The organism is Salinivibrio sp. VYel1, from assembly GCF_009377945.1.
Lineage (GTDB): Bacteria > Pseudomonadota > Gammaproteobacteria > Enterobacterales > Vibrionaceae > Salinivibrio > Salinivibrio siamensis.
Map to the genome: position 1 here is coordinate 329,464 of NZ_RSAM01000001.1, position 25,073 is coordinate 354,536.

Here is a 25,073-nt window from a genome sequence, read left to right on the forward strand (position 1 = left end):
TGGGGTTGGAGTGCTGCCTCTCACGGGCACTATTTTGATAACTCGTTCCCACGCTCCTGCGAGGGAACGAGTCCAGCGGGAGCCCAATATCTTGTTACCATTGTAACTAGCGAATATTTAAGAACTTTCTATATGAAAGATGTATAGCCCAAACAAGTTTATTATCTCTATTTTCAATTGTTTTGAATAAATCAGGATTATCACAATAATGTGTAAATGTTCTAGAATCTTGCTTATGAGAAATCAGCCCCAGCTTATAAATGAACGCACCTAGGTCTTCTGTAGATTTATATTTAATACCATCTACTTTCGGAATTTCACTACTATCCCGACCTCGAATATAGTGAGTTTCAATCACGTCATTAAGTTCATGATAAGTATACTCTTTACTCCTCGCCCGAAAACAATCAATCAATGCATCAAGTTCAGAGAACTGATGTTTATGTTCCTTGATTAAATCATGCTTACGATTTTTCCCGAAGCTTTCTAGGATTTCATCAATGTGACGGAACTTAATTTTACGATTTCTTGAGCTTGAGCGCTTACATTGAATGGCAGACATACGACATAGTTGTCCCATCCACCTTGGGCGTTTATTGGAAAATGCAGCTATAGCCTCCCAAATTGAAGCGTCTGTTCTTCCTTTCCATTCAATTGGTGTATCAAATACAATTTTAAAAATTCGATTATAATCACTTAAATAAGAAAGTTTAGCTTCACTAGATTGTGGATAATTTCTTTTAATATAAGACAGAATCTTATTAGCTAACATATCTCTCATATGCCTGTTAGTCCAAACAATCTCAATTATATATTGTTCCCATTTATCAAGATCTTCCAAGTGTCGCAAATTTAACCATACATCCGTTCTAACTGTTGAACGTATATTGAGGTTTTTGGTATTGAATGCCAATGAACGTATTGCACTAAAAAAAGAACCCACTCTCGCCTGATAATCTTCTGTATCAACATACTTAGAATCTATGTCATCGATCAGAATCCAAACCTTAGAGTTTTCATTTTTATCTTGATAATTAGAAAGAAGGCTTTCTAAATTTTCCGGGATGTTTTCTTTTAGTTCCGCATTAATAAAAGGTATTTTCCCTTTAACTCTTGCCAATAGCCCACCAATAAAGTTTTTGCTTTTCAAGCCATCTAGCTCAGAGCTTTCTACCATTGCAATCTCATCGCTTGACAACGCAAAACCTATCTGACTTCCGATCTCTATGATTACTTTCTTACAAATAATTCTTTTCCAATAATTTTCTAGATATGCTTGATCTTTTGAAGAGAAATCACCTAAGCCTAGCAATTCGTTTCCCGTAACTCTTATTACCATTGGTTCATCGTATTCATCATGGTTTTTTAGTTTGTACTCAAGACGAGAAAGTAAAGCTGACTTACCCATACCTTTTCTAGCACTTACAACGCTCAATCTACTCTCCGAATCAAAGAAATCATAGAATTCATCATTATCAATATAGTAAGAGTTAAGAACATCTAAATCTTCGTCCTCCCCTGCCTCATTACCGAATAATTTATTATCGCGAATATCTACAACGATCATCATAACCCTCTTTTATATTGCTAACGAATGACATGGATTCTCCCTATTTAAGATCTGCTATACTTAGGTGCGCTTTAATACAGGAGGTAACAGTGTCTACTCAATTATTTTGTAGCGTTGATCTCACCAAACACTATTTTTCTGTTAATGCGGAGCATGATCATAGAACACTCACCTCTTGGTAGTGCTCGCGCTGAAAAAAGTGCCAGACGCAGCGCCTACCTATGCGCATTCGAGCTATTTACTTAATAAAGCAACGGGCTTGTTCAACACCCAAATAAAGTGTCGGCTGCGCGACACTTATTCTTATTTGTTAGGTTAATTTTTAACCCGATGCCAAAAGTTCTCAGACTGTGGGTATAAGACACGGTCAACCTTAGATAAAGGAAACTCAACTACATCGCTACTACTAATCAGTACAAAGTAGTAATCATTACTTTGAATTAGTAACTTCCCAGACAATGTTTCCTCTTTGTCTTTACTTATTATGGTAATATCTCGCTCACCACCAAAACCTATAACATTCAAAAAGCCAGAGTACAAATTCCCATTAAATAAAAAACCTATTAACAAGAGAACACTTAAAAGTGAGCTAACTATTGCCATATGCTTTATATATCTAGGTCTAAAAGCAGATAGATACGTGATAAATGCAGCCACAAAGATAGCTATTTGCCATTTAAAGTCAAAGTTCCCTAAACCCATTGCAACATATTTATCACTGTTAGATATGGGAGTATAGTTCACTAATAACGTCAGTAGAGCCACGACGCCTAAAGCTGCAAGCGTGGATAATAATAGAACTTTTCTCTTACTACTGTTTCTCATATCCTCGGTTAGTGACAGAGCAGAGACTCGATTTTCACTAATTTTAAGTTTCTTTGCCAAAAACTTTAGCCCTTGCTCGGGAGCAGACATGTACATTGCGGTAGATTTAGCAAAAGAATAGACAAGTAAAAATCCTAATGCTGCAAAAATCAACAAACACAGGCTAATTAGAGTCACTGTCGGTCTTAGATATGGAATACCTTCAACCGGAACTCTAAAACCTTTTACAAGAGCATAATTGTAAACTGCAAACTCGCTCAAAAGTCCGAGAACACTCGCACTTCCGACAGCAGTAACAAGCAGCCCTAACACCAACTTTAGAGGAAGGGTATATGAAATAACCCCCTTTATATCATCTTTAACTTTTATCGCTTTATCTAACCAAGCATTCATTATTGTTTCTCAAATTAATATTAACGCTGAGCTTAGCGGCGCCCTTGTAATGGAGGCGAAGCCGCAATGAAAAGGGCATCCGGCGGCCATCGGCCGCGTACTACAGCGACTTGTTAATTTGCACTTCAGCCGCCCAATGCCGAGAGAAGGAATGAGCCTATTGAAGCAATGCTACCAGCACTCGGCAAAGCACCCAGGAGCGTTTTCACGACAACCTTGCTAGGTGAGCTTGATTCGAACTGACCCTCAATGGCATCAACCACCTCAAGAGCGGGTTGCTGCTCATTATCAGGTAAAAGGCGCTTCACCTCATGCCGCAACATAGAGATATGCTCAGCGACATCAGGATTAATATTGACGGTGTTAACTGAGTTATCAGTCGAGTGATTGTTGACTCGGGCATTTGGCCCGGAGATGTGATACGTGATGTTCTGAACTGCCGCCTTTGCTTCTGGCAGGCCAAGTTTCCGGTGGGTCATTTGGTAATGCGCTTCAATGCTACCGAAACTTTCATGGAACCCAGGGTCGATAACCTCGTAGGTCTCCTCACCGCCGTTCGACATTTGCCGCTGAATAAGATCACCGGTTTCGATCAGAATATCAGAGCGATTTATGAAGATCTTCTTCGACTGAACACTGGCTTTGATGCCCTCTACACAATCACCGTTCTTTTTCAGAAGGGTAACGTTGTCATTTAACATGTCTGAAAATGTCACGATGACTCCTTGTGCAAATTAACATTGTATTAGTGCGCACGCACGATTTCCCAAAACCGTTATACGCACTCTTTTCTACCTAATAGACTGTTATTATTAGAATTTCTCACCTCTAGTGGATACTGCTCTTCCGTGAAAGTGTGCATGCCGTCTATCCCTACTCGGGCATTCACACTATCCCCGAGCATTGAACTGTAATCATATGAATAATCGATTATTTTTATCGCCCATTCCGAGATAGTGTGAACCTGTCACGGATAAACGTGCACGCTTTTGCCTGTATCTAGCCGATAAGCTGGTTAAGCATCCAGTGCTTAGCCACACGCTACCGCCGATCAGTTGTCGGCACCTAACACGCCATTTATTGGCTAATTTGTGGATTAGTGTATCAAGCGCTGTGTTGGTTTTCGTGCGCTATTGTCCAAAGTGTTAGCCAAGCCATGTTTTGTGAAATGGGTACAAAAAAAGCGGCCTGGGTGGCCGCTTGGGTCTCGACGTTTTTTCTGTGCCTTACCGCGCAAAACGGGTCGCGTGGAAGGCGAGGTGTTCATCAATAAAAGTACTGATGAAAAAGTAGCTGTGGTCGTAGCCGGGTTGCATGCGCAAGGTGAGCGGGGAGTTGTGTTTCTCGGCCGCTTGTTTCAGGGCTTGCGGGTTAAGCTGCTCGGCCAAAAAGCCGTCTTTGTCGCCTTGGTCCACCAGCATCGGCATGGCGGTGGGGCCTTGGGCGAGTAACGCGGTGGCATCGTAGGCTTGCCATGTTTGTTCGTCATCACCTAAATAGGCGCTAAAGGCCTGTTTGCCCCACGGGCATTCGGTGGGATGACAAATCGGGCTGAACGCGGAAATGCTGCTATAACGTGATGGGTTACGCAAACCAATCACTAGCGCGCCGTGGCCGCCCATGCTGTGTCCGGCAATCGCGCGCTGGTTGTTGACCGCAAAGTGCGATTCAATCAGCTCCGGCAGTTCGTGGGCAACGTAGTCGTACATCTGGTAGTGCGACTGCCATGGCGCTTGGGTGGCATTGACATAAAACCCCGCCCCTTGGCCGAGATCGTATTGATTGGCATCGGCCACGCCCTCGCCGCGCGGGCTGGTGTCCGGCGCCACAATCGCCATCCCCAAGGTGGAGGCTTGTTTAAACGCGCCGGCCTTTTGCATAAAGTTTTCGTCAGTGCAGGTCAGGCCCGAGAGCCAATAAAGCACCGGCACAGGTTGTTCTTTCGCTTTCTCTGGCAGAAAGATCGCAAAGGTCATTTTGCCGTTGGTGGCTTTAGAGTCATGCTGCCAACGTTGGTGCCAACCGCCTGCGACTTTGTTTTCGCTTATTTTTTCTAGTTGCATGGTTATTTTACCGCCGCGTTGCCACGGCGGCCGTCCTGTTATTGGTCCATGTGGATCACGCTGCGGATGCTTTTGCCTTCGTGCATCAGTTCAAAGGCACGGTTCACGTCATCAAGGCCCATGGTGTAGCTGATAAATTCTTGCAGGCCAAACTCACCATCGAGGTAGCGCTCGACAATGCCGGGCAGCTCCGAGCGGCCTTTAACGCCACCAAACGCCGAGCCTTTCCAGACGCGCCCTGTCACTAGCTGGAACGGACGGGTCGAAATCTCTTGGCCTGCGCCGGCAACCCCAATGATCACTGACTCGCCCCAGCCTTTGTGGCAGCACTCGAGCGCTTGGCGCATCACATCCACATTGCCGATACATTCGAACGAGTAATCGACGCCGCCGTCAGTCATCTCCACAATCACTTGCTGGATTGGCTGATCGTAATCTTGCGGGTTAATCACATCGGTGGCACCCAGCTGCTTGGCAAGGGTGAACTTGCTCTCATTAATATCAATGCCAATGATGCGGCTCGCGCCGGCCATACGTGCGCCGATGATGGCTGACAGGCCAATGCCACCCAAACCAAAAATCGCCACCGTGTCGCCTTTTTCTACTTTGGCGGTATTCATCACCGCGCCCATGCCGGTGGTCACGCCACAGCCGAGCAAGCAAACTTCTTCGAGCGGTGCGGCTTTGCTCACTTTCGCTAATGAGATCTCTGGCAGTACGGTGTATTCCGAGAAGGTCGAGCAGCCCATGTAGTGGAAAATGGTCTCGCCGTTGATAGAAAAGCGCGACGTGCCGTCTGGCATCAGGCCTTTGCCTTGGGTTTCACGTACCGCGCCACACAGATTGGTTTTACCCGAGCGGCAGAATTTACACTCACCACATTCGGCGGTGTAAAGCGGGATCACATGGTCGCCCACGTCCACGCTGGTGACGCCCTCGCCGACCATTTCGACGATCCCGCCGCCTTCGTGGCCGAGAATCGAGGGGAAGACGCCTTCAGGATCGTCGCCCGATAAGGTGAACGCATCGGTATGGCACACGCCGGTAGCGACGATTCTGACCAACACCTCACCCGGCTTGGGCAGTTCAACATCGACCTCTTCCATTTTCAGTGGTTGACCGGGTCCCCAGGCAACCGCGGCTTTGGATTTGATATGTGTTTGTCCTGGCTGGATGGTTAGTGCCATTGGAGGTTCCTTTCTGTTCTTGTTAATTGCATACCTGACTATGCTAACCAAGTTAGATTTAGTTATAATCCCGCAAATTTGAAAATTATTATTTCACTCACGAAATAATGTATATGTGTGTATAGAGACAGGATAGACAGCAATGGCGCCCCACTGGGAAGGACTTAACGAATTTTTATCGGTCGCCGAGCATGGCAGCTTCACGCAAGCGGCCAATAAACTCGACACGACGGTGGTGTCAGTGAGTCGTCGGGTGGCTGCGCTCGAGGCGTATTTAGGGGTGAAGCTATTTCATCGTACTACGCGGAAGGTGTCGTTAACCGATGAGGGCGAACTCTACTATCAACGCTGCCGACCGCTGATGGCCGCGTTGATGGATGCCGAACAAACCATTACTCAAGCTCAGTCATTACCTGCCGGGCCTATTCGCGTCACCGCGCCGGTTAACTTTGGTGAGCAATATATCGCCCCGCTGCTCGCGCCATTTATGGTGACCTATCCGCAAGTGGCGGTGGATTTACATCTGACTAATCGGCGAGTGGATATGACAGATACCAGCACCGATGTGGCGATTCGTATTGGTCATTTGCCGGATTCGAGCCTCAAGGCGAAAAGGCTGGGATCGCGCCAATTAACCATCTGCGCCAGCCCAGGCTATTTGGCCTTAAATGGCCGCCCCGAGTCGCCCAGTGCACTGAGTCACCACAGCTGCTTAGTGGGATCGAACGAGCATTGGCATTACCAAAGCGGCGGCAAAGTGCGCACGTTAACGGTATCAGGCCGATTGCGCTGCAATTCAGGCGTGGCATTACTCAATGCCGCCAAGCACGGATTAGGGCTGGCTCAACTGCCGCATTATTACGTGCAATCCGCGTTGGCAAGCGGCGAGTTGGAGGAAGTGTTAACCGATTATCGGGTAGAAGATGAAGGCATTTGGGCGCTGTATCCGAGCGGGCGGCAGTTACAGCCCAAGGTATCAGCTTGGTTGGCATTTCTGGCCGAGCACTTACCCGCCCAGCAGCTACGAACAGGCATTTAACTGCCTGATTCGGGCTCAGTGTGATGCGCGAGCTGGCAAAAAAATCGCCAGCACAAGGCTGGCGATAGAGGTTGCTCGGGGTAAACGCTCAATTAGTCGCGCGCCGCCCGCAATGCGCTCTCGGCAGGTTTAATTGCCGAGATTTTAAATGCGCCGACATGGTGATCCAAGGTACGCGCCAAACCGGCCAAATCTTGGCTGCTCGCCTCAAGGCTGTGGCTATCATCCAGCCCTGCTTGCGCCGCTTGGTTGACCGTATCCATATTGACGTTGATTTCATTCGCCACGCTCGATTGCTCTTCGGTCGCCGTCGCCACATGGGTGTTCATGTCCAAGATGGTGCTGACTTGCGTGGCAATGCTTTCGAGTGCAGTCAGTGCTTGCTCAGTAGCACGGTTGCCCTCGGTGGTCAGCGCTTTGCTGGTATCCATGGCATCAACCGCATTTTTCGCCTCTTGCTGAAGCTGATCGATGGTTGATTGAATTTCTTCGGTTGATTGCGAGGTTTTGGTCGCCAAACTGCGCACTTCGTCAGCCACCACCGCAAAGCCACGTCCCGCTTCGCCCGCGCGTGCTGCCTCAATGGCTGCGTTTAGGGCAAGCAGGTTCGTTTGCTCGGAGATCCCCCGGATCACATCCAGAATCGACACAATGGATTGTGTGCGCTCGGCCAGTGAGGTGATCACCGTCGACATATTATCCATCTCGGTGTCGAGCTGGTTAATCGTCGCGGTTGCTTCGGCCAAGGTTTGCTTACCGGCTTCGGTTTCACTGTTCGCCGACGAGGCCGAATCTGCCGCATTCGAAGCACTTTGTGAGATCTCGTTGATGGTAGCGATCATCTCATTCATCGAGGTGACCACCAGCAAGGCTTGTTCGCTTTGCGACTCACCACGTTTCAGCGAGTGCGCCGCTTTATCACGCAGCGATTCGGCCGAGCGCCCCAGCTCTTCACCGGTTTCCACCACATTGGCAATGATTTGGTCGATTTTTTCCACAAAGGTATTAAACGCCACCGATATACGGGTAATTTCGTTGTTGCCGGTCACTGGCAAGCGTACGGTAAGGTCGCCATCACCTTTGGAGATATCCGCCAGCGCATGCTCTAGGCCTTTGAGTGGCGCGAATAAACGGCCTAATAGCCATACCAGCACCAGGGTACAACCAATAAAAATCAAGCCAATCGCGGTGAGCTGGGCAATGGCGATACCATTAGCAGCGGCATCGACCTCCGTAATCGGGATGCCAACATCAAACGCGCCCCACAGGCGGCCATCGACATAAACCGGCATCATAATGTCGTATACCCACACCTCTTGCACATCGGCATACCAGCGAGAATGCTGCGGTTGGCCTTGGCCAGCACCGGCGACGGTATAGTTATCGCTATACACCTTGCCAAGCTTTTGGGTGTCGCTGTGGGCAATGGCTTTGATGTTTTTATCAATCATTACCGCATAGCTGATGTCGTCGCGACCTTTGAGATCCGACACCATGTCTTGTAAATCGGCGGTGGGAGTAGAAGAGTTTTCTAAAATGTATTCAGCACGATCGGCCAGGAGCTCAGCCTGTGCTTGCGAACGCTTGAGAATAATGTTGTCTATCTCGTCATGCGAGATAAAGGTGGTTGCGGTGATACTGGCAATCGCCGCAACGGCAAACATGGCGCATACCACGATCAGGATGAGTTTTTTCACTTCGCTGACTTCCTATCTGTGCATCATAACAGCCATGGAGCATAGCGACAGGTCGGAGGAGAAACAAGCGATACCTCGCAAAAGTCAAATTAGGATGAGACATTTACCGCAAAAATAATCATTATCAATTGACTAAAGCGAGGAAGATATTCAGTAGTTCATACGCTTACGCGGCACCAAACCGAGTCGCGGAAAAGCAATTAAGCAGCTTGTGCACCATAAAACACAACATCAAGGTGAGCACAATCGCTACCAGGTTACTACTCACTCTGTATAAGGCATCATACATAAAGTCTTGGTTGGGACTTAAGTATTGCCCGAATAAGATCCCAAGCGTAGCCATGGCACCAAACCCCACACCTGAGCCACCGGCCTCCTTTAAGTGGGCGTTGGCAAACAGCATGGTGCCTATCCATAGCAGCGGGATTACTAAAATCAGCACGTTAAACCAATCATATAATATTACTTGGCAGCCAATGCCGTAGGCGACGCCGAGCACTGTGCCTATCGCCCGTTTTCGTGCATAGCTGAGCGAGCCATTCCAGTGCATCGGAAACAGCAACAACACAGTGGTGGCTTGTGCTGAAATTGAATCGCGCAAGTCAAACAACTGGAAGATGAAAAACGAGACCGTGGCCAAGGTTGCGCCCATCAGCGCTTCGTGTCGCATCCGGTGTGATTGTTTCCCCACTGCCGGTGCAGCAGGCGGCTGACGCGGCGTCACATCGGGAATTAACCAAGTCACTAGATACGCCACCGCGACCGATAACACATTGGCGACCAGGTTACCGAAGATTAAGGTGTTAATCGGTAAATCGGGATAGCTGGCAAAGTGCAGCATAATGCTCAAGCTTAACACACTGTTGGCGCCAAAAAGAAAGAAGCGCCCTTTAGACATACAGGCAAACTTATAGGTGAAGAGCAAGAACACCAGCGGCGTCATTAATCCAGGGTGCGCGCCAAACAATCCGCCTAGCAGCCCGACTTCTATCCCACTGATCACCGCGGAGGCGAGCAATTGCCGCGCAGCACGACCGTTAATCACGGGTACAAGTCCAAGCAACAACATCGGCGTGACAGTAAAAAACACCCCGAAGCTAAAACCGAAAAACTTACACACCGCAAATCCGAGCGTGGCACCGGTGGCAATGCGCGCGCACTGGCGCACATCGTTATCACTTAAGGGGTGATGCCATAACCTCATCATCAGCTCCCCTTAGTAAATGTAATGCAGCATACTCAAAAAGCGGACTTGCGCACGGGCCAGCCACTGCGTCACCACGCTTTCTGGCATTAACTGTACCGTGGCGCGAGCTCCGGTTGGCAACGAGTGGCCAGGCCATTCGTCGAGCTGAATGTGCAGGCGCATTCGCTGCGCATCACGCACCCAACGGTTGGAGTTAGACGGTGAGGCCAGTTGACCATTGGCGTCGATTTGTCCGGCACTGACCCCAGCATCGACACTGCTCACGTGTCCCGCGTAAAGTTTGCCCGGCTCGCTATCAAAAGTGACATTCACTGGCGTGCCGGTGTGCACATCACGTACGCTTTTTTCGCGAAAGTCGGCAATCACATCGGCGCGTTCAGACACCAAGGCCATCAGCGGTTTACCCGCACTGGCATAAGCCCCTACATCCAGCTGCAAGTTGGTTACCACCCCATCATGGCTGGCTCTAACAGTGGTGTAGGATTGGTTAAGCTGGGCTTTTTTTAGTTTACTCAGCGCCACTTGTTCGGCGATATTGCTGGCACCGTCACCGCCACGTTGAATTTGAAGGGCACTAACGCGCGCTTTCGCGGCTTCCCATTTGGCGCGGGCGGTATTAGCCGCACTGATCGCATCATCACGTTGCTGCTGCGAGACACCATTTTTAGCGAACAAAGCTTTTAAGCGTTTTGCTTCACGCGCTTTTTGTGCCAAGACCGATGCCAATGCTGAGACATCTTGCCGCGCGGCCATCAGTGAAGCATCCAATTGGGCGTTAGTCTGTCTTGCCTGGGCAAGGGCGAGTTTGGCTTGGTCGACCGCAATGCGATAAGGCGCACTTTCAATCCGAAACAGAATATCGCCTTGGTGAACCCGTTGGTTGTTTTCTACCGCCAGCGCACTGACCGGCCCACTGACTTGCGGGGCCACTTTAGTCACCGTGCGCGTGACCATCGCGTGAGGCGTCAGCGGCATCAAGTTATCGGCGACCAAAAAGTAGCCAAAAATCAAAACAAAACTGAGGGCGGCCACTTTTACCCAACGTGCAAATTTTTCATCCGGTGTCATTCGTACTTCTTACCTCTATTACCTATTCTTCTGTGCCGCAGTCGTCTTCGGTGGTGGCGGTATAGTCCATTGCATTTTGATTAATGGTGACCAACACCCGCTCCAAGGCGTCAAAATCTTCAGCCGCAATACCAGAGAGCAAATGCTTGCGCACCCGCAATACCCGCGCTTCGATGCGTGACATTAAGTCACTACCACTGTCGGTGACATGCACCGTACGGGTGCGCTTGTCCTCGGGCGAGCAGCGCCGTGTGATCAGCCCCTGCGCTTCTAAATGCTTCAACGTGCGCATCAAAGAGCCCAGTTCAATTTCCAGCGCCTGTGCCAATTCACTTTGGCTGATGCCATCCCCCAATCGGCGCAACATCCAAAGCGCACTCCAACGTGGATAGCTCAGCCCCAGAGGCTCAAGCTCTGAATTCGCCACACGGCGCCATAATCGCGCCGTGCGCCCTAAGTGCTCAGCGATAGACATGTGTTCGGGATTGGGCGATGTCATCGAGTTTTCCTTCCATCGTGAAAATACTTAGCAGGCTAAGTAATACCAGGCAGACACTATAAAATAGTTAGCAGGCTAAGTAAATAGAAAGGTGACGAGCATCACAAAAACATAGCAGGTTGCTTGGATGAAACGCGCTCGCTGCTTACCACCATCTCTGGTAATCTATCTCGCGTCATCTTTTTGTTTGTAAAGGAATTACCATGCAAGATCTGTGGGATCGCCATCTCCGTTATCGCAGCCATCATATTGATGTGCCGCTGGATCATAATGACGCTAACAGCCCCTCTCTCTCGATTTTCGCCCGCGAAATCGTCGATACGCGTAAAAATGAGCAAGCGTTACCCTGGCTAGTGTATTTTCAAGGTGGACCTGGCATGGAATCGCCTCGCCCTAATGGCGCGAGCGGTTGGTTAAAACGGGCATTAGACGATTACCGCGTGTTGTTGCTCGACCAGCGCGGCACAGGGTTAAGCTCGCCGGTGAATCACCAAACGCTTGCCCATCTCACTGCCGCTGAGCAAGCGGACTATCTGAGCCATTTTCGTGCCGATAGCATCGTGAAAGACGCCGAGTGTTTACGCGAGGCGTTAGGCATCAAGCAATGGGCGATCCTCGGACAAAGCTTTGGTGGGTTCTGTGCCCTCTCCTATTTGTCGTTCTTTCCACAATCGCTATCACGCGCCTTTGTCACCGGCGGTATCCCGCCGCTCGAGGGGCACGCCGATGCTGTGTATCAAAAAACCTATCAGCGCGTGGAAGATAAGAACCAGCAGTTTTTCGCTCAGTTCCCCGATGCACAAGCCCGCTGTCACGAGATTGCCCAGTATTTGCAAAACAATGCGGTGACGCTGCCAAACGGTCAGCCGTTTACGGTGGAGCAGTTCCAGACCATTGGCCTAAATCTCGGCCGTGGTCATGCGGGGCTGCCGCTTTATTATTTATTGGAACGAGCCTTTATTGAGGTGAATGGCGAGCGTGTGCTGAGCTATCCATTCCTTGATGCGATGCAGGCAGAACAAGGGTATTTAACCAACCCTTTCTACGCTATTTTGCATGAATCGATTTACTGCCAGCAGCAGGCGTCGCAGTGGTCAGCCCATCGAGTACGCGATCAGTTCCCGCAGTTCCACTATCAGCCCGATCAACCGTTCCGGTTTACCGGCGAAATGGTCTATCCGTGGATGTTTGATCAACTTGCCACGCTCAAACCACTCAGAGAGGCCGCGATGTTGTTGGCAGACAAATCGGATTGGCCGGCGCTTTATGATCTCGAGGTGCTCAAGCACAACACGGTACCGCTCGCCTGTGCCACCTATGTGGATGACATGTTTGTTGAGTTTGATTACTCCCGCCAAACCTTGGCGAAGGTTGCCAACAGCCAAGCGTGGATGACCAACGAGTACGAACACAACGGCATTGGCGTCGATGGCGAGCGTATTTTGGATTGCTTAATCGATATCGGCGATAACCTAGCCGCCCTCAATGGTTAATGACGCTCCGCTTACCTAATGACGATGGCCATGCCTTTGCTGCTTTGGCATGGCCGCATCACGGTTACCAATCTGATGTAGCGTCTGCGGACATTTTCACTGCAACAAACTGTGATCTAATTCAAATCAATTATTGGCGCTGACAAAGCTGATACGCTGACTGTTAATACGGTGCACACCGGTTAAACGTATAAAAATGTTCGCTTACGGCTGTCTCGTTAATGTATCGCTTACTCCCACGGATTTTGTCTTTATCACTGGACAATTAGGCATCCGTCAAGCGCTTGCATGTTGCGTTAATTGGCGTAGTATAAATGCGTTCTCTCAGGGAACAGGACGTTCCCAGCACGATGTTAGCGTAGGAAGTTGTGCCACCGTACATCGTCACTTTTCTTTTCAAACTTTGCGTTCACACAGATGAAAATTGTAAGTAAAACAGGCAAGAAGAGAGCCATTTTTTACAAATCTAGTGTTTTCTTTGATAAATTATGGTCTCGCGATAAAACGCCCGTTTCTATCCTTTTACTCGCGGTAGTCATTGGCTTTTTGGGCGGCGTGGTGGTCACCCTTTTCGAGCTCGCCATCCACTCACTGTCTCAATCCAGAACCGAATGGTTAGACAGTAACATCAACTCGATGATTCCATTGGGTGTACTCGCGTTTCTTATTAGCGCGGGGCTCGCCTTACTCGGCTATTGGCTTGTTCATCGTTTTGCTCCTGAAGCGGCAGGCTCGGGGATCCCAGAGGTTGAGGGCGCGATGGAAGGCATCCGTCCCTCACGATGGTGGCGAGTTATTCCAGTGAAGTTTTTTGGTGGTTTAGGCGCGTTAGGCTCTGGCATGATTCTCGGTCGCGAAGGCCCAAGCGTGCAAATTGGTGCCAATATTGGCCGAATGGTCACCGATACCTGCCGCATCAAAGACAGGAACAGTAACCAAACCTTGCTCGCCTCCGGTGCTGCAGCGGGGCTGGCGGCGGCTTTTAATGCTCCATTGGCGGCTATCATGTTTGTGGTTGAGGAAATGCGACCACAATTTCGCTATACCTTAATTTCAATTAAAGCGGTGATCATTGCTGCGATTATGGCCGATATCGTCTTTCGCTATATCAATGGCCAAGAGGCGGTAATTGTATTACCACAATACGAAACGCCGCCACTTATTTCGCTGTGGTTCTTTCTCGTTCTGGGCTGCTGTTTTGGGGTATTTGGCGTACTGTTTAATTTTCTGATTATGCGCTTTCAGGATTTTTTTCAACGCTTTTATCAGAAAAGCCAAAAACGGATCTGGTTAGTGGGTGCCACGTTAGGCGGCTTTTTTGGCTTGCTACTTATCTATGCGCCTGAGCTGACCCATGGTGGCATTAATTTAGTGCCAGATTTCGTCACCCTCAATTATTCAATCAGTGCCCTGCTGTTTATCTTTATGGCACGCACATTACTGACAGTGATTTGCTTTAGCTCGGGTGCGCCTGGGGGCATTTTTGCGCCCATGCTGGCGCTAGGGACCTTGTTAGGCACAGTGTATGGGTTAGTAGTTGCCAATATGTACCCTGATATGGGAATAGAGCCGGGTATGTTTGCGATTGCGGGCATGGGCGCTCTGTTCGCCGCAACCGTGCGTGCGCCGATTACCGGTATTTTGTTGGTGATTGAAATGACCAACAACTATTATCTGATTTTGCCGTTAATCATCACCACCCTCGGTGCCACCTTGGTCGCACAGTTGCTTGGTGGACAACCAATTTATACGGAGCTATTGCGTCGTAAAGTACGCGAGCAGAAACTTCGGATAGAAAATGCATCTCAATGAGGGATGCCGTGTTTTTCGAGTAGAGCGGTGATCGTGCCACTATCTCTCATTTCTTTTAATACGGCATTCAGAGGTTCGATTAATTGCCGATGACGTTGATGTAAGACGAGAAAAACCGAGACAGAATCAACCGGTTTTTCTCCCATACGAACCTCAGTAAACTGCTCTTTATCCAGGATACTTTTAATGCCACCATAACCTATCATCGCTTGAACCCGGTGGCTATTAACCATATTCAGTGCAGCGCGTTCTGTTCTAGCACTAACAAGCTGCCACTGATAGCGTTTTGCAATTTCAACAGTAACCTGATCACCAATAACTCCCACGACATACTGGTAGTCTTCTGGCTCTAACACGTGCGTGTATCCAAATAAATAATAGTCCAATGACATCAGAGGTTCTTTCGGATAAACCGCTTCAGGAATATTCTGATAGGCCAGTCGTGTCCGGCCAAAATCCGCATCGATAATCCCTTTGGCTAGGGCGTTTTCGGACCGTGCGAGTGGCATTTCCATCCATGTCAGTACAATACGCTCATCAATGGCAGTGAATGCATGCTCTACAATCGCTTTAGTAGCCAAAGAAACAGAGTCACTGGCATCACGATAAGCAATCGTTAGTGTATTTGCCATGACACACAACGGTAACCAACAAACGACAAAGATCCATCCGTTTTTCACATTACCACTCCAAGAGTCCACATCCCTTTAGAGATTAGAAGAGCTCCGGCGTATCGTCTATGCGCTTGTTAGTGACGTTGTCACTTTTAGATTTATTCCTAGGGTCTTATTAAGCTTCGTAACATGGCAAGACATAACTCACGGTCGGGGAGTACATCAAATTCAGCCCTTACGATTAGCCCTTCCAACAGCGTCATCACCGCATCAGCAGTGGCCTTTGAGCCAACAACCTGTTCAATTAAGCCGTAAATTTTGTCTTTGTGCGCTTTAGCAATCTCTACAATTTGGCTGTCTGTACTGCTCTTAAACTCGCCAATTGCGTGCATAAACATACAGCCTTTAAAGTCGTCTTGTTTAAACCACGCCAGATGCCAATCGAGGAGCGCCGCCAATTGGGCGTCTTTATCCTGATGCGCATCAATAGCCTGCTGCAATCCCTGCTCAAATCTTGTATGACGCGCTTGCAGCACAGCCTCAATCAAGGCCGATTTAGCGCCAAAATGGCGGTACATAGAGGTCTTTGAGACCGCGGCTTCATCACGGATTTTGTCGACGCCCACCGCGGTGTAACCAAACTGATTAAATAACGACTCGGCCACCGCCAAGATGTGATCGCGCTTGCTCATATTGCGGCGGTGATCAATAACCTCGGTGAACCACATCATTGGCCTGTGTATTGGCATGGGATCAAGCGGGGCTAAAACAGTTCAGTTCCTAAGTCGCGCAAGGCTTAGGAACCCATACCAACACTAATGAAGCAAATAGCCTGAAAGGGTTAGCCACACGCCTAGCGCGAACGCGCCTCCGAGAATCATGGCTTCCAGTAAGTAAGCCTTAATCACGTTATACCATTTCATACCTAACCAATCTTTTTTTATCTTTCGAGCATCAAATCAAAAACCGATGCACTTTGTCTACCATTATATACAAAAAGCCTTATGACGGATCACATAAGGCTTGATATAGCTTGATTTTTAGGCATAAAAAAAGCGAGCCACAGGCTCGCTTCATAGACAGTGGAAGATACGACAATCAGGCCATTGCCATAGCTTGTTGTGCGATCACCAGCTCTTCGTTGGTTGGGATCACCAATGCTAGCGGTGACGCTTGGGTGGTGATTTGTCCTGCGGCACCAAAACGCGCGGCGGCGTTGGCATCGGCGTCCGCTTGATAGTCGAAAATGGCCAGCTCTTTGAGAATCATCTCACGCACTGGCAGTGAGTTCTCGCCAATTCCGCCTGTGAAAACAATCGCATCCAGGCGAGATAAAGGCACCATGTAACTTGCGATGTATTTTGCTACGCGATACGCGAACATTTCTAACGCCAATTGTGCACCTTTGTGACCCTGCTCTGCCGCCTCGACCAAGCCTCGACAATCGTTCGTCAATTCCGAAACACCCAATAAGCCTGCTTTGTCGAGCAATTCATGATGGATCTCATCGGTACTCAGGCCTTTTTTGGAGAGAAACTCTAAAATGGATGGGTCGATATCGCCACAGCGTGTGCCCATCATCAATCCCGCCAATGGCGTGAAACCCATGCTGGTATCGACACTTTGGCCATCTTTCACCGCACACAAAGAGGCACCGTTGCCAAGGTGTACGGTAATTACGTTGGTTTGCTCAGGTGCTTGGTTAAGCCATTTAGCGGCTTCACGGCTCACATAATAATGGCTGGTGCCGTGGAAGCCGTAACGGCGAATGCCATAATCATTATAGAGCTGACGCGAGATCGCGTAGTGATACGCTTTTTCCGGCATGGTTTGATGGAATGCAGTATCGAAAACCGCGACTTGCGGCAAGCTTGGGAAGGCTTTGCGTGCCGCTTTGATGCCCACTACATGCGCGGGATTATGCAATGGCGCCAAGGCTTTTAGTGCATCAATTTGTGCCAGTACGGCATCGTCTATCAAGGTGGCTTGGCTGAAGGTTTCACCGCCGTGTACCACTCGGTGGCCAACGGCCTGCAGTTTGTCACTCAACTGGTTGCTTTCGATAAGGCCCACAATGATATCCATGGCCTCTTGGTGGTGGTTGCGTCCTGCACTTAAGGTTTTCTCGGTTTTTTCACCGTCGACTTTCCAGCTCATCCGCGCGTCATCGCGCCCAAAGCATTCTCCAGCGCCGGAAATCACCGCATCGCCAGTTTGCGCATCCATTAATGCAAACTTTAACGACGAGCTACCTGAATTAATAACGAGTACCAGTGCATCACTCATAGGGTTACCTTATTGGCAGAATTAGGATAACGGCTCACGGCCGTCACCCCATTATTAAAATATTTTTGAACAATTCAACTGTCGTTATAGTGATAGCATACTTGCGCAACAATTTACTGCGTAAGATCAAGCTAAGTGCGCACGGACTAGACAAAAACAAAAACCGATAAATAGCTCACGGCAGCGACAGCCAACACTAATGAAAAATAAGTAACCAGGGCACGTCTCCGGCGGATCCAAGTCCCCACGCCCTCGAGTAGACTGCGATGTGGACCCGTCACCCCTAGGCTGAGAGCATATTGATGAGCTAGACGTTGGTGGCCTTGCGCATATAACCGCTCAAGCAGCTGGTGGACATGCGCCACTGAGCAGTGACCCAGCACAGCCATACACTCCTCATGGGGCATGACCGTGAGCAATTCAACTTGCTTGTTGAGCTCATATTGCAAAAAGGCATTGCGAGCAGCCACGATTTCTGACCTTGAAAAAGTGGTCGGTTCAGTAAAAGCGTTGTTCATTACCGTCATGGCGAATCTCCCGATTGGCAGCAGGTAACGACCATCAACAACATAGTGCCCAGCAGGGCAGAGTGATGTATAACAGCGAGAGGAGAAAAACAAAGCAGGCGGGGCCAACTATCAACGACAGTCGGTCACAATGAAATGTAGCAATACCAACAGTCGCTATTTTTCTCCGTTAAGACTCGGAGGATGGTCGGTATTGTTCATGGTTATCTCCAAATACATGTGTTGCTTAGAAAGCATGACAACTATACCAAAAAACGCAGGGACTGTCTGTCAACGGAAGGTCATCTCTCGCACCATAACCCGGGTTAAAAGGCGATGACATTAGGATTTCGCGTCAGCTCGCTGACGGCACAGCAACACACTGGCCCCTAACAGTTGCGAAAAGGCGACCGTTAAATCGGTTTGCATCTGCTGTTCACACTCTTGCTGCAGCGTTTTTAAACATCTGAATGCGGCACCATGATCGGCTTTGCCGCTAATTAACACATAAAAACAAAGCTTTAGCGTTGATTTAAACTCACCCTCGGCATGCATCGCCTGCATCCAGCTTTTCATAAACGCATTGATGGTACTGCGAGTATCGAGGGGCGTACGCAGGCTCTCCACCAAAAAAGGCTCTAATGCGACCATAAAATCTTGCTTGCGGGGAAAGTGGTGGCTGATCCCGGTGCGCGATACGCCTGTCGCTTCACTGAGCGTGGTATAAGACATTCCTTCATAACCAAGCGCCAACAGCTGCCGCTTCGCCTCTGCCAAGATAGTCTCAATGGTTTGCTGTGTTTGGGCTTTACTGCGTTTTGGCATGCGTAATCTGTTCTCCCCGTCAATCGCCGTCATTGGCGCTGTGATGACACGCGCGCCACTCGGCTCGCGGTCAGGCTAACTCACGAAAAAGTCCCGCCCCTTTTAAAATAGTACAGACTGGCTCACTCAGCCTGACACTAACGCTTTACCAAGACGCTGAAGCGGATCAAACTTCCAAAAACCTTATTGAGAAGAATATGAAAAAACTGAAAAATCCGAAGCAAATCACTGCAAATAGTGCCGTCAGTCATAATTTGAACACGTGTTTAAATGATTATCTTGCTTCTCCTCGCCCCTGATCACTAAATTAACATTATTATAACGTTTAAACGTAGTCTTACGTTGCGACAATGAGGAAGTCCAATGTCACATATCAAACCGAACGATCAGATCCTGCGGTGGGCCGATGAACGTCCAAGCCATGTTTTTCTGCGCCAAATTCACGGCCGCCGCTTCCATGACTACACCTTTGCTGATGTGGCCGACCAAGCATTGCGCATGGTTACCGCACTGCGTGATATGGGACTGAAACCCGGCGATAAAGTCGCGCTCATCTCCAAAAACTGCGCAGAATGGTTTATTGCCGATTTAGCGATGATGATGGGCAGCTATATCAGCGTGCCGATATTTCCCACAGCCGGGACAGACACCATTGATCATGTGGTGACCCACAGCGAATCGAAAGCCATGTTTGTAGGCAAGCTTGATGACAGTAAAGCCCTGAGCGCCTCACTGGAAAACATGCCAGGCTTAAAGACCATTGCCTTTCCTTATCCCACGATTAGCTGCCATTACGAGTGGCATGATTTGATCGCCAACCATGAGGCATCAGATGAGCGCCCTGTGCATCAAGACAGTGATGTGATGTCCTTGGTGTATACCTCGGGCACGTCGGGCTTACCTAAGGGGGCGATTTTAAGTTATGGCGGCTACTGCTGGTCCGCTCAGCGTTTGATTGACCATATTGGCATTGAGCCTGATGACCGTTTGTTCTCTTATCTCCCACTGGCGCATATTACCGAGCGGGTTTACATCATGGGGTCAGCAATTATGGGCGGGATCCCTACCGCTTTCCCTGAATCGCTCGATACCTTTATCGAAGATGTCAAAATGCATCGCCCCACCTTGTTCATTTCTGTTCCTCGGCTTTGGACGCTGTTCCAGCAACGTATTCAAGAAAAGCTGCCGGACGGCAAACTCAACCTCCTCCTTCGCATCCCCTTGGTCAATAGCCTGATTAAAAGCAAAATCGCGAAAAATCTGGGGTTGGATCAGGCGCGCGTGTTGGGCTGTGGCTCGGCGCCTGTCGCTCCTGCCCTGCTGCAATGGTATGAAAAACTTGGGTTGCACATTACCGAAGCATGGGGCATGACTGAAAGCTATGCCTACAGCACCCTCAATTATCCGTTTAGAGCAGACAAAATCGGTACTGTAGGCAATGCAGGTCCCGGCGTTGAAATCAAGATTGCTGACGATCAGGAGATCTTAGTCAAAAGTCAGGGGCTTTTTAGCGGCTATTACAAAAACGAAGCAGCCACCGCAGAAACCTTGGTAGATGGCTGGTTGCATACCGGCGATCTCGGTGAACTCGACAACGAGGGATATCTCAGTATTTCGGGTCGCAAAAACGACACCTTTAAAACCGCCAAAGGTAAGTTTGTCGCGCCCGTGCCGATTGAAAAGCGTTTGTTCGAGCTCTCTAATGCCGAGATGCTCTGTGTGATCGGTTCAGGCATGCCAGCGCCTATTCTGCTCGCGCTGCCACACCATTTTCCACATTTTGACCGCGCGCGTTATGAGCGCCGGGTGAAGAAGGTGATTGATACCATCAATGGGGAGCTGGAGTCACACCAGCAAATCAAAGGCGTATTGATGATTAAAGAACCTTGGAGTATTGAAAACGGCAAACTCACGCCGACGCTGAAAATTCGCCGCCACAAGCTGGAGCAAGAGTATCATGATATCGGTACTCACTGGCCAAAAGGCACCTTAGTGCAATGGGAAGAAGACTGGGACTGATCCTTTCTCTCATCGCCTGATAACACTCACCCACTATTGGCATAGACGCGCATAGTGGGTGATGTTTTTCTCCATACCTGGCTGATATCGATAAGCCGTGCTACAAACATCGTAAAACCTGACCTGCCTCAATGTGCCACAACCAAGACTTTGCTAAAGATCGTCGTATCGACTTACAGCAGGCCACTCGCACACTTTTTATGCCTGCTGCTTTTAACGTAGGGAAAGACCATGAAAGAGAATCAAACCGACACCTGTGATGCATGTGGTGTCAGCGCTGAAATAGGTTACATCATTTCTGAGGGCGACGAAGTGGCAGAAGTGACCATTCACGGCGACAGCAACGACGCGGTGCAAGCACGCTTCGAGCAATACCTAACCCTTGCAGAAAGTATTAATCCTGCCGTTAAGCATGACTTTGATCCGCAACAGCTCGACGGCCATCGCGCGCACATCAAGCTACAGTTTGAATGCAGTGCCGAAAAGCTGATTTTTGAATTGCGCAGCCGCGGGCTCAATAACGCGTAAATATCACACGAAAACACCATGCGTTTCAGTGGTTCAAGCAACAGGGTGTTATCTCACACCCTGTTGTTGCTTGCTGAACACTGTTTATAAGCGCAAACTTTGCCAAGCCTCGCACATCTCTCGGAAGGTGGTTGCATCTCCCTCGGGCCGATCTGGATGCCACTTCAGTGCCATTTTACGCCACTGACGACGGATTTCATGCTCACTGGCATTCTCATCCAACCCCAACACTTTTAACGCCTTATTGCGCTCCAACATGGCCTCGCCCGGCGCCTCATTGCCAATATGACGCTGATAGTGCTTCCAAAACGACGACAGCAGCTCTTTCACGTCATCTTGGCTGGCGTCATAGTTATTCCAGTCCATGTAGTAATCACGCAATGGATCCTGATAATCAATTTCTTTGGCCACAAAGCCACTGTTACCAACCCGCCATTGCAGCTGGATATCCATTGACTCAACCTGCAACCATTGCTGTGGCAACAACATTTCTTGTAGTTGATACAAGGCATTCATTATCAAGAAATTGCGTTTGAATAAATCAAGGTGGGGGTCAGCATCGAGCTGGGCCATCATGGTGTCTTTTTGCAGCTCACCGAGTAGGTGGTGCACTTTCCAGCTTTGTCGCGTTGATTCTAGAATACTGAGTATTGGCCAAATCAGGGGGTTGTCTATTTCATCCCGTTTTTCAGCAAGCATGACGTTCATCCTCTGTCACTGGCCAGCTACCTTGAACCGGCGTCTCTTAGGGTTGGTTGTAAAGCCACCTTATTAAGGTATAAACCAATTCTGGCTATTTTGTAGCAAATATCGGGAAATCCATTTTCGGCACGCCTATATGACCGCGTTCTCCGCCATCATAATGACACTCCCAACGTTGCCGATTAAATATTAAGCATATCCAGTGCCAACTTATGATGAAAAAGAGACCGTTTTGGCATATTAAAACCAAGTCTTGTCTGTTTATGTCGAGTCGGCATCACAAGGCATTCACCTTAAACCGTGCAAACCCCATAATTTTTGTCATCTCATTCGCATTCTGACCAGAACTCCATTAACCTTTTTACAAGCACATACTAAACAACTTTTCCTCTATGACAGCATCTCCAACACAATGTGAGGCCTGCAGGGATGCGCAGCCGCTCACATTCGAATTTACCATGGCATTCCAACCGATAATTCAGCTTTCTACCGGTTCCATTTATGCCTATGAAGCACTAGCTAGGGGGATAGATGGCAGTGGTGCAGGCAGTGTGTTCCAACATGTCAATGCAGATAATCAGTATAAGTTTGACCAAACCTGTCGCATCAAGGCAGTGAAGCTGGCCGCTGAGCTGGGTATCCCTTGTTATCTCAGCATTAATTTCATGCCCAATGCGGTTTACGAGCCAGAGCGTTGTATTCGTACCACCCTTAAAGCGGCGAACGACTATAACTTCCCACTTGATCGGATTCTGTTTGAGTTCACGGAAGGTGAAGAAGTGTTGGATTACAGCCATATTCAACGCATTATTCGCTATTACCGCTCGCAAGGTTTTTTGACCGCAATCGACGACTTTGGTGCTGGCTATTCCGGCCTAACAGCGCTGGCCAAAATTGACACCCATATGGTGAAACTGGATATGGCATTGGTACGGAATATTGACACTGACGTCACCAAGCAAGCCATTGCTCGCCACAGTGTGGCTATGTGTCATGAGCTACATCGTCAAATTATTGCCGAAGGCGTTGAAACAGAAGGCGAGCTTCAGTGCCTGGTTGGCTTGGGCGTCGACTTCTTTCAAGGGTATTACATCGCTAAACCCGGGTTCGAGTGTTTACCACCTATCAATCAAGCACCTGGATTAGAAGCCTTCCACCGTCAATAAGATGACGACTCAGCGAGTCTTAGCACTCGCTGTTTTAACTCCCTCACAATCACAATTGATAATCTTTCTCAGCTATCAACTTTCAAGGTATACTGTCGCGCAATTACCGCGTTGAATAGGTGTAAAGAATGAATGGTGAATCGCTGAACGCACGTGGCCTCTCCCGGCGTCAATTCTTACAAACAACCGCAGCGGTGGCAGCTCTTTCCACCCTACCCGCTTGCTCATTAGTCTCAGCGTTCCGAGAAAACGAGCAATGGGAATACCATCTCAGCGCCGAGCCCAGTCAGGCCGCGTTGGTTCCCGGTCATCAGACCGACGTCCTCGCCTTTAATGGCAACATCCCAGCGCCCACGCTCCGCTGCCGCCAAGGCGAGCCAGTGACGATTCACTTTACCAATAACCTCAACGAACCCACCACCATTCACTGGCATGGGTTACGTATCCCCATTGAAATGGACGGTGTTCCTTTCTTATCCCAAGCGCCTATTCAGCCCGGTGAAACCTTTACCTATCGTTTTACCCCACCTGATGCCGGCACCTTTTGGTACCACCCGCATATGAACTCTGTCGTGCAGTTGGGTAAAGGGCTGGTCGGCGCGATTGTGGTCGAGGAAGCCACGCCTGTCGTGTTCGATGAGGAGCACACTCTGACACTTAAGCACTGGCATCTCGACCGACAAGGCCATTGGAAAGATCTCGCCATTCCACGCTACAGCGCGCGCATGGGGACACCCGGTGAATGGGGCACCGTGAATGGTATTCATCACCCTGAATACACACTGCAAGAAAAGGCGACCACACGGCTGCGCTTAGCCAATGTGGACAATACGCTCACCTATCCGATTCAAGTGCGCGGCGCAGAAGCCTGGATAATCGCCATCGATGGTAACCCGATTGCCACACCACGCCGACTAGAGGAGCACAAGATAGCCCCAGGGATGCGGCTAGATATTGGCCTGATTGCACCAAACGCTGGCGAAAAAATCGAGGTGATGCATATGAAAGGTGACTTTCCTTTCTTACTCGCCAGCTTTACCTCGACACCTTCTCATCTAGAAGAAAAGCCATTGCCCGCTTTGCCGCTCAATCCCGTCACGCCGATCGATTTAGCCAACGCCGAAACCCGCCACTTTGTGTTTGAGTGGGCAGGGGCGATCACACCGGCTGATAAACAAGGCAAAGGGAAACACGAATTTTGGCTGATGAATAAACGCGCTTGGGAAGGAATGAGTAAAGGTAATATTCCTGAGCCGATCGCCAAACTGGAACGCGGAAAGACCTATATCTTCGATTTAAAAAACGTCACGCAATACCATCACCCTATTCACCTGCACGGTCACACCTTTACTGTGCTGGAAATGGATGGCAAACCGGTCACGCCATTCCACACTGACACCGTGCTGTTGGGTAAAAATGGCCACGCCAAGGCAGCGTTTGTGGCCGATAATCCGGGCCGATGGATGTACCATTGCCATGTTATTGAGCACATGAAAACCGGCCTGATGGGGTTTGTCGAGGTCGCATAGCGGCCAAATCACGCCTATAAAAAACGACGAGCACTTGGCTCGCCG

General features: G+C 49.1%; 22 protein-coding genes. 7 read left to right on the top strand and 15 right to left on the bottom strand.

All coding sequences use genetic code 11. The features are described from left to right. Window positions 1-106: 106 nt before the first annotated feature. The 5 genes from EHW58_RS01465 to EHW58_RS01485 form a co-directional block, all read right to left on the bottom strand. Window positions 107-1,570 carry a P-loop ATPase, Sll1717 family gene (locus EHW58_RS01465; protein ID WP_227986262.1) on the bottom strand — a complete coding sequence of 488 codons (1,464 nt, stop codon included), beginning with the start codon at window positions 1,568-1,570 and terminating at the stop codon, window positions 107-109. A gap of 315 nt (window positions 1,571-1,885) precedes the next feature. Next, a complete protein-coding gene (locus EHW58_RS01470) occupies window positions 1,886-2,788 on the bottom strand; it encodes a hypothetical protein (RefSeq protein WP_152794205.1) in 903 nt (300 codons plus the stop codon). 125 nt (window positions 2,789-2,913) lie between these two features. Further along, window positions 2,914-3,504 carry a hypothetical protein gene (locus EHW58_RS01475; RefSeq protein WP_370517808.1) on the bottom strand — a complete coding sequence of 197 codons (591 nt, stop codon included), beginning with the start codon at window positions 3,502-3,504 and terminating at the stop codon, window positions 2,914-2,916. Between the two features lie 510 nt (window positions 3,505-4,014). Next, window positions 4,015-4,851 (bottom strand): S-formylglutathione hydrolase, encoded by an 837-nt coding sequence (fghA, locus tag EHW58_RS01480; protein ID WP_152794208.1) that lies wholly within the window; start codon window positions 4,849-4,851, stop codon window positions 4,015-4,017. A gap of 38 nt (window positions 4,852-4,889) precedes the next feature. Next, window positions 4,890-6,038 (bottom strand): S-(hydroxymethyl)glutathione dehydrogenase/class III alcohol dehydrogenase, encoded by a 1,149-nt coding sequence (locus EHW58_RS01485; protein WP_152794210.1) that lies wholly within the window; start codon window positions 6,036-6,038, stop codon window positions 4,890-4,892. Between the two features lie 142 nt (window positions 6,039-6,180). Here EHW58_RS01485 and EHW58_RS01490 point away from each other — a divergent pair, with 142 nt between their 5' ends. After that, window positions 6,181-7,077, top strand: a complete 897-nt coding sequence (locus tag EHW58_RS01490) for a LysR family transcriptional regulator (protein WP_152794212.1) — start codon at window positions 6,181-6,183, stop codon at window positions 7,075-7,077. A gap of 92 nt (window positions 7,078-7,169) precedes the next feature. On the opposite strand, the gene EHW58_RS01495 is transcribed toward EHW58_RS01490, so the two are convergent. From EHW58_RS01495 to EHW58_RS01510, 4 genes are all read right to left on the bottom strand, one after another. Next, window positions 7,170-8,774, bottom strand: a complete 1,605-nt coding sequence (locus tag EHW58_RS01495; RefSeq protein ID WP_370517809.1) for a methyl-accepting chemotaxis protein — start codon at window positions 8,772-8,774, stop codon at window positions 7,170-7,172. A gap of 166 nt (window positions 8,775-8,940) precedes the next feature. After that, window positions 8,941-9,978: a DUF2955 domain-containing protein gene (locus EHW58_RS01500; protein WP_152794579.1), complete on the bottom strand. Its 1,038-nt coding sequence runs from the start codon at window positions 9,976-9,978 to the stop codon at window positions 8,941-8,943. Window positions 9,979-9,990: 12 nt separating this feature from the next. Further along, entirely contained in the window at window positions 9,991-11,049 is a 1,059-nt protein-coding gene (locus EHW58_RS01505) for an HlyD family secretion protein (RefSeq protein ID WP_152794214.1), read from the bottom strand. 22 nt (window positions 11,050-11,071) lie between these two features. Further along, complete coding sequence (locus tag EHW58_RS01510) at window positions 11,072-11,548, bottom strand: MarR family winged helix-turn-helix transcriptional regulator (RefSeq protein WP_046075728.1); 477 nt, start codon at window positions 11,546-11,548, stop codon at window positions 11,072-11,074. 203 nt (window positions 11,549-11,751) lie between these two features. On the opposite strand from EHW58_RS01510, the gene EHW58_RS01515 reads away from it, so the two are divergent. Both EHW58_RS01515 and clcA read left to right on the top strand, forming a co-directional pair. Further along, window positions 11,752-13,041 carry an alpha/beta fold hydrolase gene (locus tag EHW58_RS01515; protein ID WP_152794216.1) on the top strand — a complete coding sequence of 430 codons (1,290 nt, stop codon included), beginning with the start codon at window positions 11,752-11,754 and terminating at the stop codon, window positions 13,039-13,041. 417 nt (window positions 13,042-13,458) lie between these two features. Continuing rightward, entirely contained in the window at window positions 13,459-14,853 is a 1,395-nt protein-coding gene (gene clcA, locus EHW58_RS01520; RefSeq protein WP_077578407.1) for a H(+)/Cl(-) exchange transporter ClcA, read from the top strand. Here the strand turns inward: clcA and EHW58_RS15990 are convergent. From EHW58_RS15990 to EHW58_RS01545, 5 genes are all read right to left on the bottom strand, one after another. Next, complete coding sequence (locus EHW58_RS15990) at window positions 14,847-15,533, bottom strand: transporter substrate-binding domain-containing protein (protein WP_152794219.1); 687 nt, start codon at window positions 15,531-15,533, stop codon at window positions 14,847-14,849. The two genes, clcA and EHW58_RS15990, sit on opposite strands and share 7 nt — an antisense overlap. A gap of 98 nt (window positions 15,534-15,631) precedes the next feature. Next, entirely contained in the window at window positions 15,632-16,159 is a 528-nt protein-coding gene (locus EHW58_RS01530) for a TetR/AcrR family transcriptional regulator (RefSeq protein ID WP_152794583.1), read from the bottom strand. 406 nt (window positions 16,160-16,565) lie between these two features. Continuing rightward, a complete protein-coding gene (locus tag EHW58_RS01535) occupies window positions 16,566-17,753 on the bottom strand; it encodes an acetate kinase (protein WP_152794221.1) in 1,188 nt (395 codons plus the stop codon). 146 nt (window positions 17,754-17,899) lie between these two features. Then, window positions 17,900-18,280, bottom strand: a complete 381-nt coding sequence (locus tag EHW58_RS01540; protein ID WP_152794223.1) for a hypothetical protein — start codon at window positions 18,278-18,280, stop codon at window positions 17,900-17,902. 321 nt (window positions 18,281-18,601) lie between these two features. Then, a complete protein-coding gene (locus tag EHW58_RS01545; RefSeq protein ID WP_194163195.1) occupies window positions 18,602-19,084 on the bottom strand; it encodes a TetR/AcrR family transcriptional regulator in 483 nt (160 codons plus the stop codon). A gap of 363 nt (window positions 19,085-19,447) precedes the next feature. On the opposite strand from EHW58_RS01545, the gene EHW58_RS01550 reads away from it, so the two are divergent. Continuing rightward, window positions 19,448-21,103 (top strand): AMP-binding protein, encoded by a 1,656-nt coding sequence (locus tag EHW58_RS01550; RefSeq protein ID WP_152794227.1) that lies wholly within the window; start codon window positions 19,448-19,450, stop codon window positions 21,101-21,103. 231 nt (window positions 21,104-21,334) lie between these two features. Further along, window positions 21,335-21,631 carry a DUF406 family protein gene (locus EHW58_RS01555; protein ID WP_152794229.1) on the top strand — a complete coding sequence of 99 codons (297 nt, stop codon included), beginning with the start codon at window positions 21,335-21,337 and terminating at the stop codon, window positions 21,629-21,631. 84 nt (window positions 21,632-21,715) lie between these two features. On the opposite strand, the gene EHW58_RS01560 is transcribed toward EHW58_RS01555, so the two are convergent. Beyond that, the gene (locus EHW58_RS01560) at window positions 21,716-22,330 is read right to left on the bottom strand and encodes a DNA-J related domain-containing protein (RefSeq protein ID WP_046075714.1); all 615 of its coding nucleotides are present in this window, start codon (window positions 22,328-22,330) and stop codon (window positions 21,716-21,718) included. Window positions 22,331-22,725: 395 nt separating this feature from the next. Here EHW58_RS01560 and EHW58_RS01565 point away from each other — a divergent pair, with 395 nt between their 5' ends. Further along, window positions 22,726-23,499 carry an EAL domain-containing protein gene (locus EHW58_RS01565; RefSeq protein WP_152794231.1) on the top strand — a complete coding sequence of 258 codons (774 nt, stop codon included), beginning with the start codon at window positions 22,726-22,728 and terminating at the stop codon, window positions 23,497-23,499. 128 nt (window positions 23,500-23,627) lie between these two features. Continuing rightward, window positions 23,628-25,028, top strand: a complete 1,401-nt coding sequence (locus tag EHW58_RS01570; protein ID WP_152794232.1) for a multicopper oxidase family protein — start codon at window positions 23,628-23,630, stop codon at window positions 25,026-25,028. The last annotated feature ends 45 nt before the right edge of the window (window positions 25,029-25,073 follow it).

Coding starts and splice junctions, on each gene's coding strand:
- EHW58_RS01465 (WP_227986262.1), bottom strand. CDS start 1,570: ATGATGATCGTTGTAGATATTCGCGATAATAAATTATTCGGTAATGAG.
- EHW58_RS01470 (WP_152794205.1), bottom strand. CDS start 2,788: ATGAATGCTTGGTTAGATAAAGCGATAAAAGTTAAAGATGATATAAAG.
- fghA (WP_152794208.1), bottom strand. CDS start 4,851: ATGCAACTAGAAAAAATAAGCGAAAACAAAGTCGCAGGCGGTTGGCAC.
- EHW58_RS01485 (WP_152794210.1), bottom strand. CDS start 6,038: ATGGCACTAACCATCCAGCCAGGACAAACACATATCAAATCCAAAGCC.
- EHW58_RS01490 (WP_152794212.1), top strand. CDS start 6,181: ATGGCGCCCCACTGGGAAGGACTTAACGAATTTTTATCGGTCGCCGAG.
- EHW58_RS01500 (WP_152794579.1), bottom strand. CDS start 9,978: ATGAGGTTATGGCATCACCCCTTAAGTGATAACGATGTGCGCCAGTGC.
- EHW58_RS01505 (WP_152794214.1), bottom strand. CDS start 11,049: ATGACACCGGATGAAAAATTTGCACGTTGGGTAAAAGTGGCCGCCCTC.
- EHW58_RS01510 (WP_046075728.1), bottom strand. CDS start 11,548: ATGACATCGCCCAATCCCGAACACATGTCTATCGCTGAGCACTTAGGG.
- EHW58_RS01515 (WP_152794216.1), top strand. CDS start 11,752: ATGCAAGATCTGTGGGATCGCCATCTCCGTTATCGCAGCCATCATATT.
- clcA (WP_077578407.1), top strand. CDS start 13,459: ATGAAAATTGTAAGTAAAACAGGCAAGAAGAGAGCCATTTTTTACAAA.
- EHW58_RS01530 (WP_152794583.1), bottom strand. CDS start 16,159: ATGAGCAAGCGCGATCACATCTTGGCGGTGGCCGAGTCGTTATTTAAT.
- EHW58_RS01535 (WP_152794221.1), bottom strand. CDS start 17,753: ATGAGTGATGCACTGGTACTCGTTATTAATTCAGGTAGCTCGTCGTTA.
- EHW58_RS01540 (WP_152794223.1), bottom strand. CDS start 18,280: ATGACGGTAATGAACAACGCTTTTACTGAACCGACCACTTTTTCAAGG.
- EHW58_RS01545 (WP_194163195.1), bottom strand. CDS start 19,084: ATGCCAAAACGCAGTAAAGCCCAAACACAGCAAACCATTGAGACTATC.
- EHW58_RS01550 (WP_152794227.1), top strand. CDS start 19,448: ATGTCACATATCAAACCGAACGATCAGATCCTGCGGTGGGCCGATGAA.
- EHW58_RS01555 (WP_152794229.1), top strand. CDS start 21,335: ATGAAAGAGAATCAAACCGACACCTGTGATGCATGTGGTGTCAGCGCT.
- EHW58_RS01560 (WP_046075714.1), bottom strand. CDS start 22,330: ATGCTTGCTGAAAAACGGGATGAAATAGACAACCCCCTGATTTGGCCA.
- EHW58_RS01565 (WP_152794231.1), top strand. CDS start 22,726: ATGACAGCATCTCCAACACAATGTGAGGCCTGCAGGGATGCGCAGCCG.
- EHW58_RS01570 (WP_152794232.1), top strand. CDS start 23,628: ATGAATGGTGAATCGCTGAACGCACGTGGCCTCTCCCGGCGTCAATTC.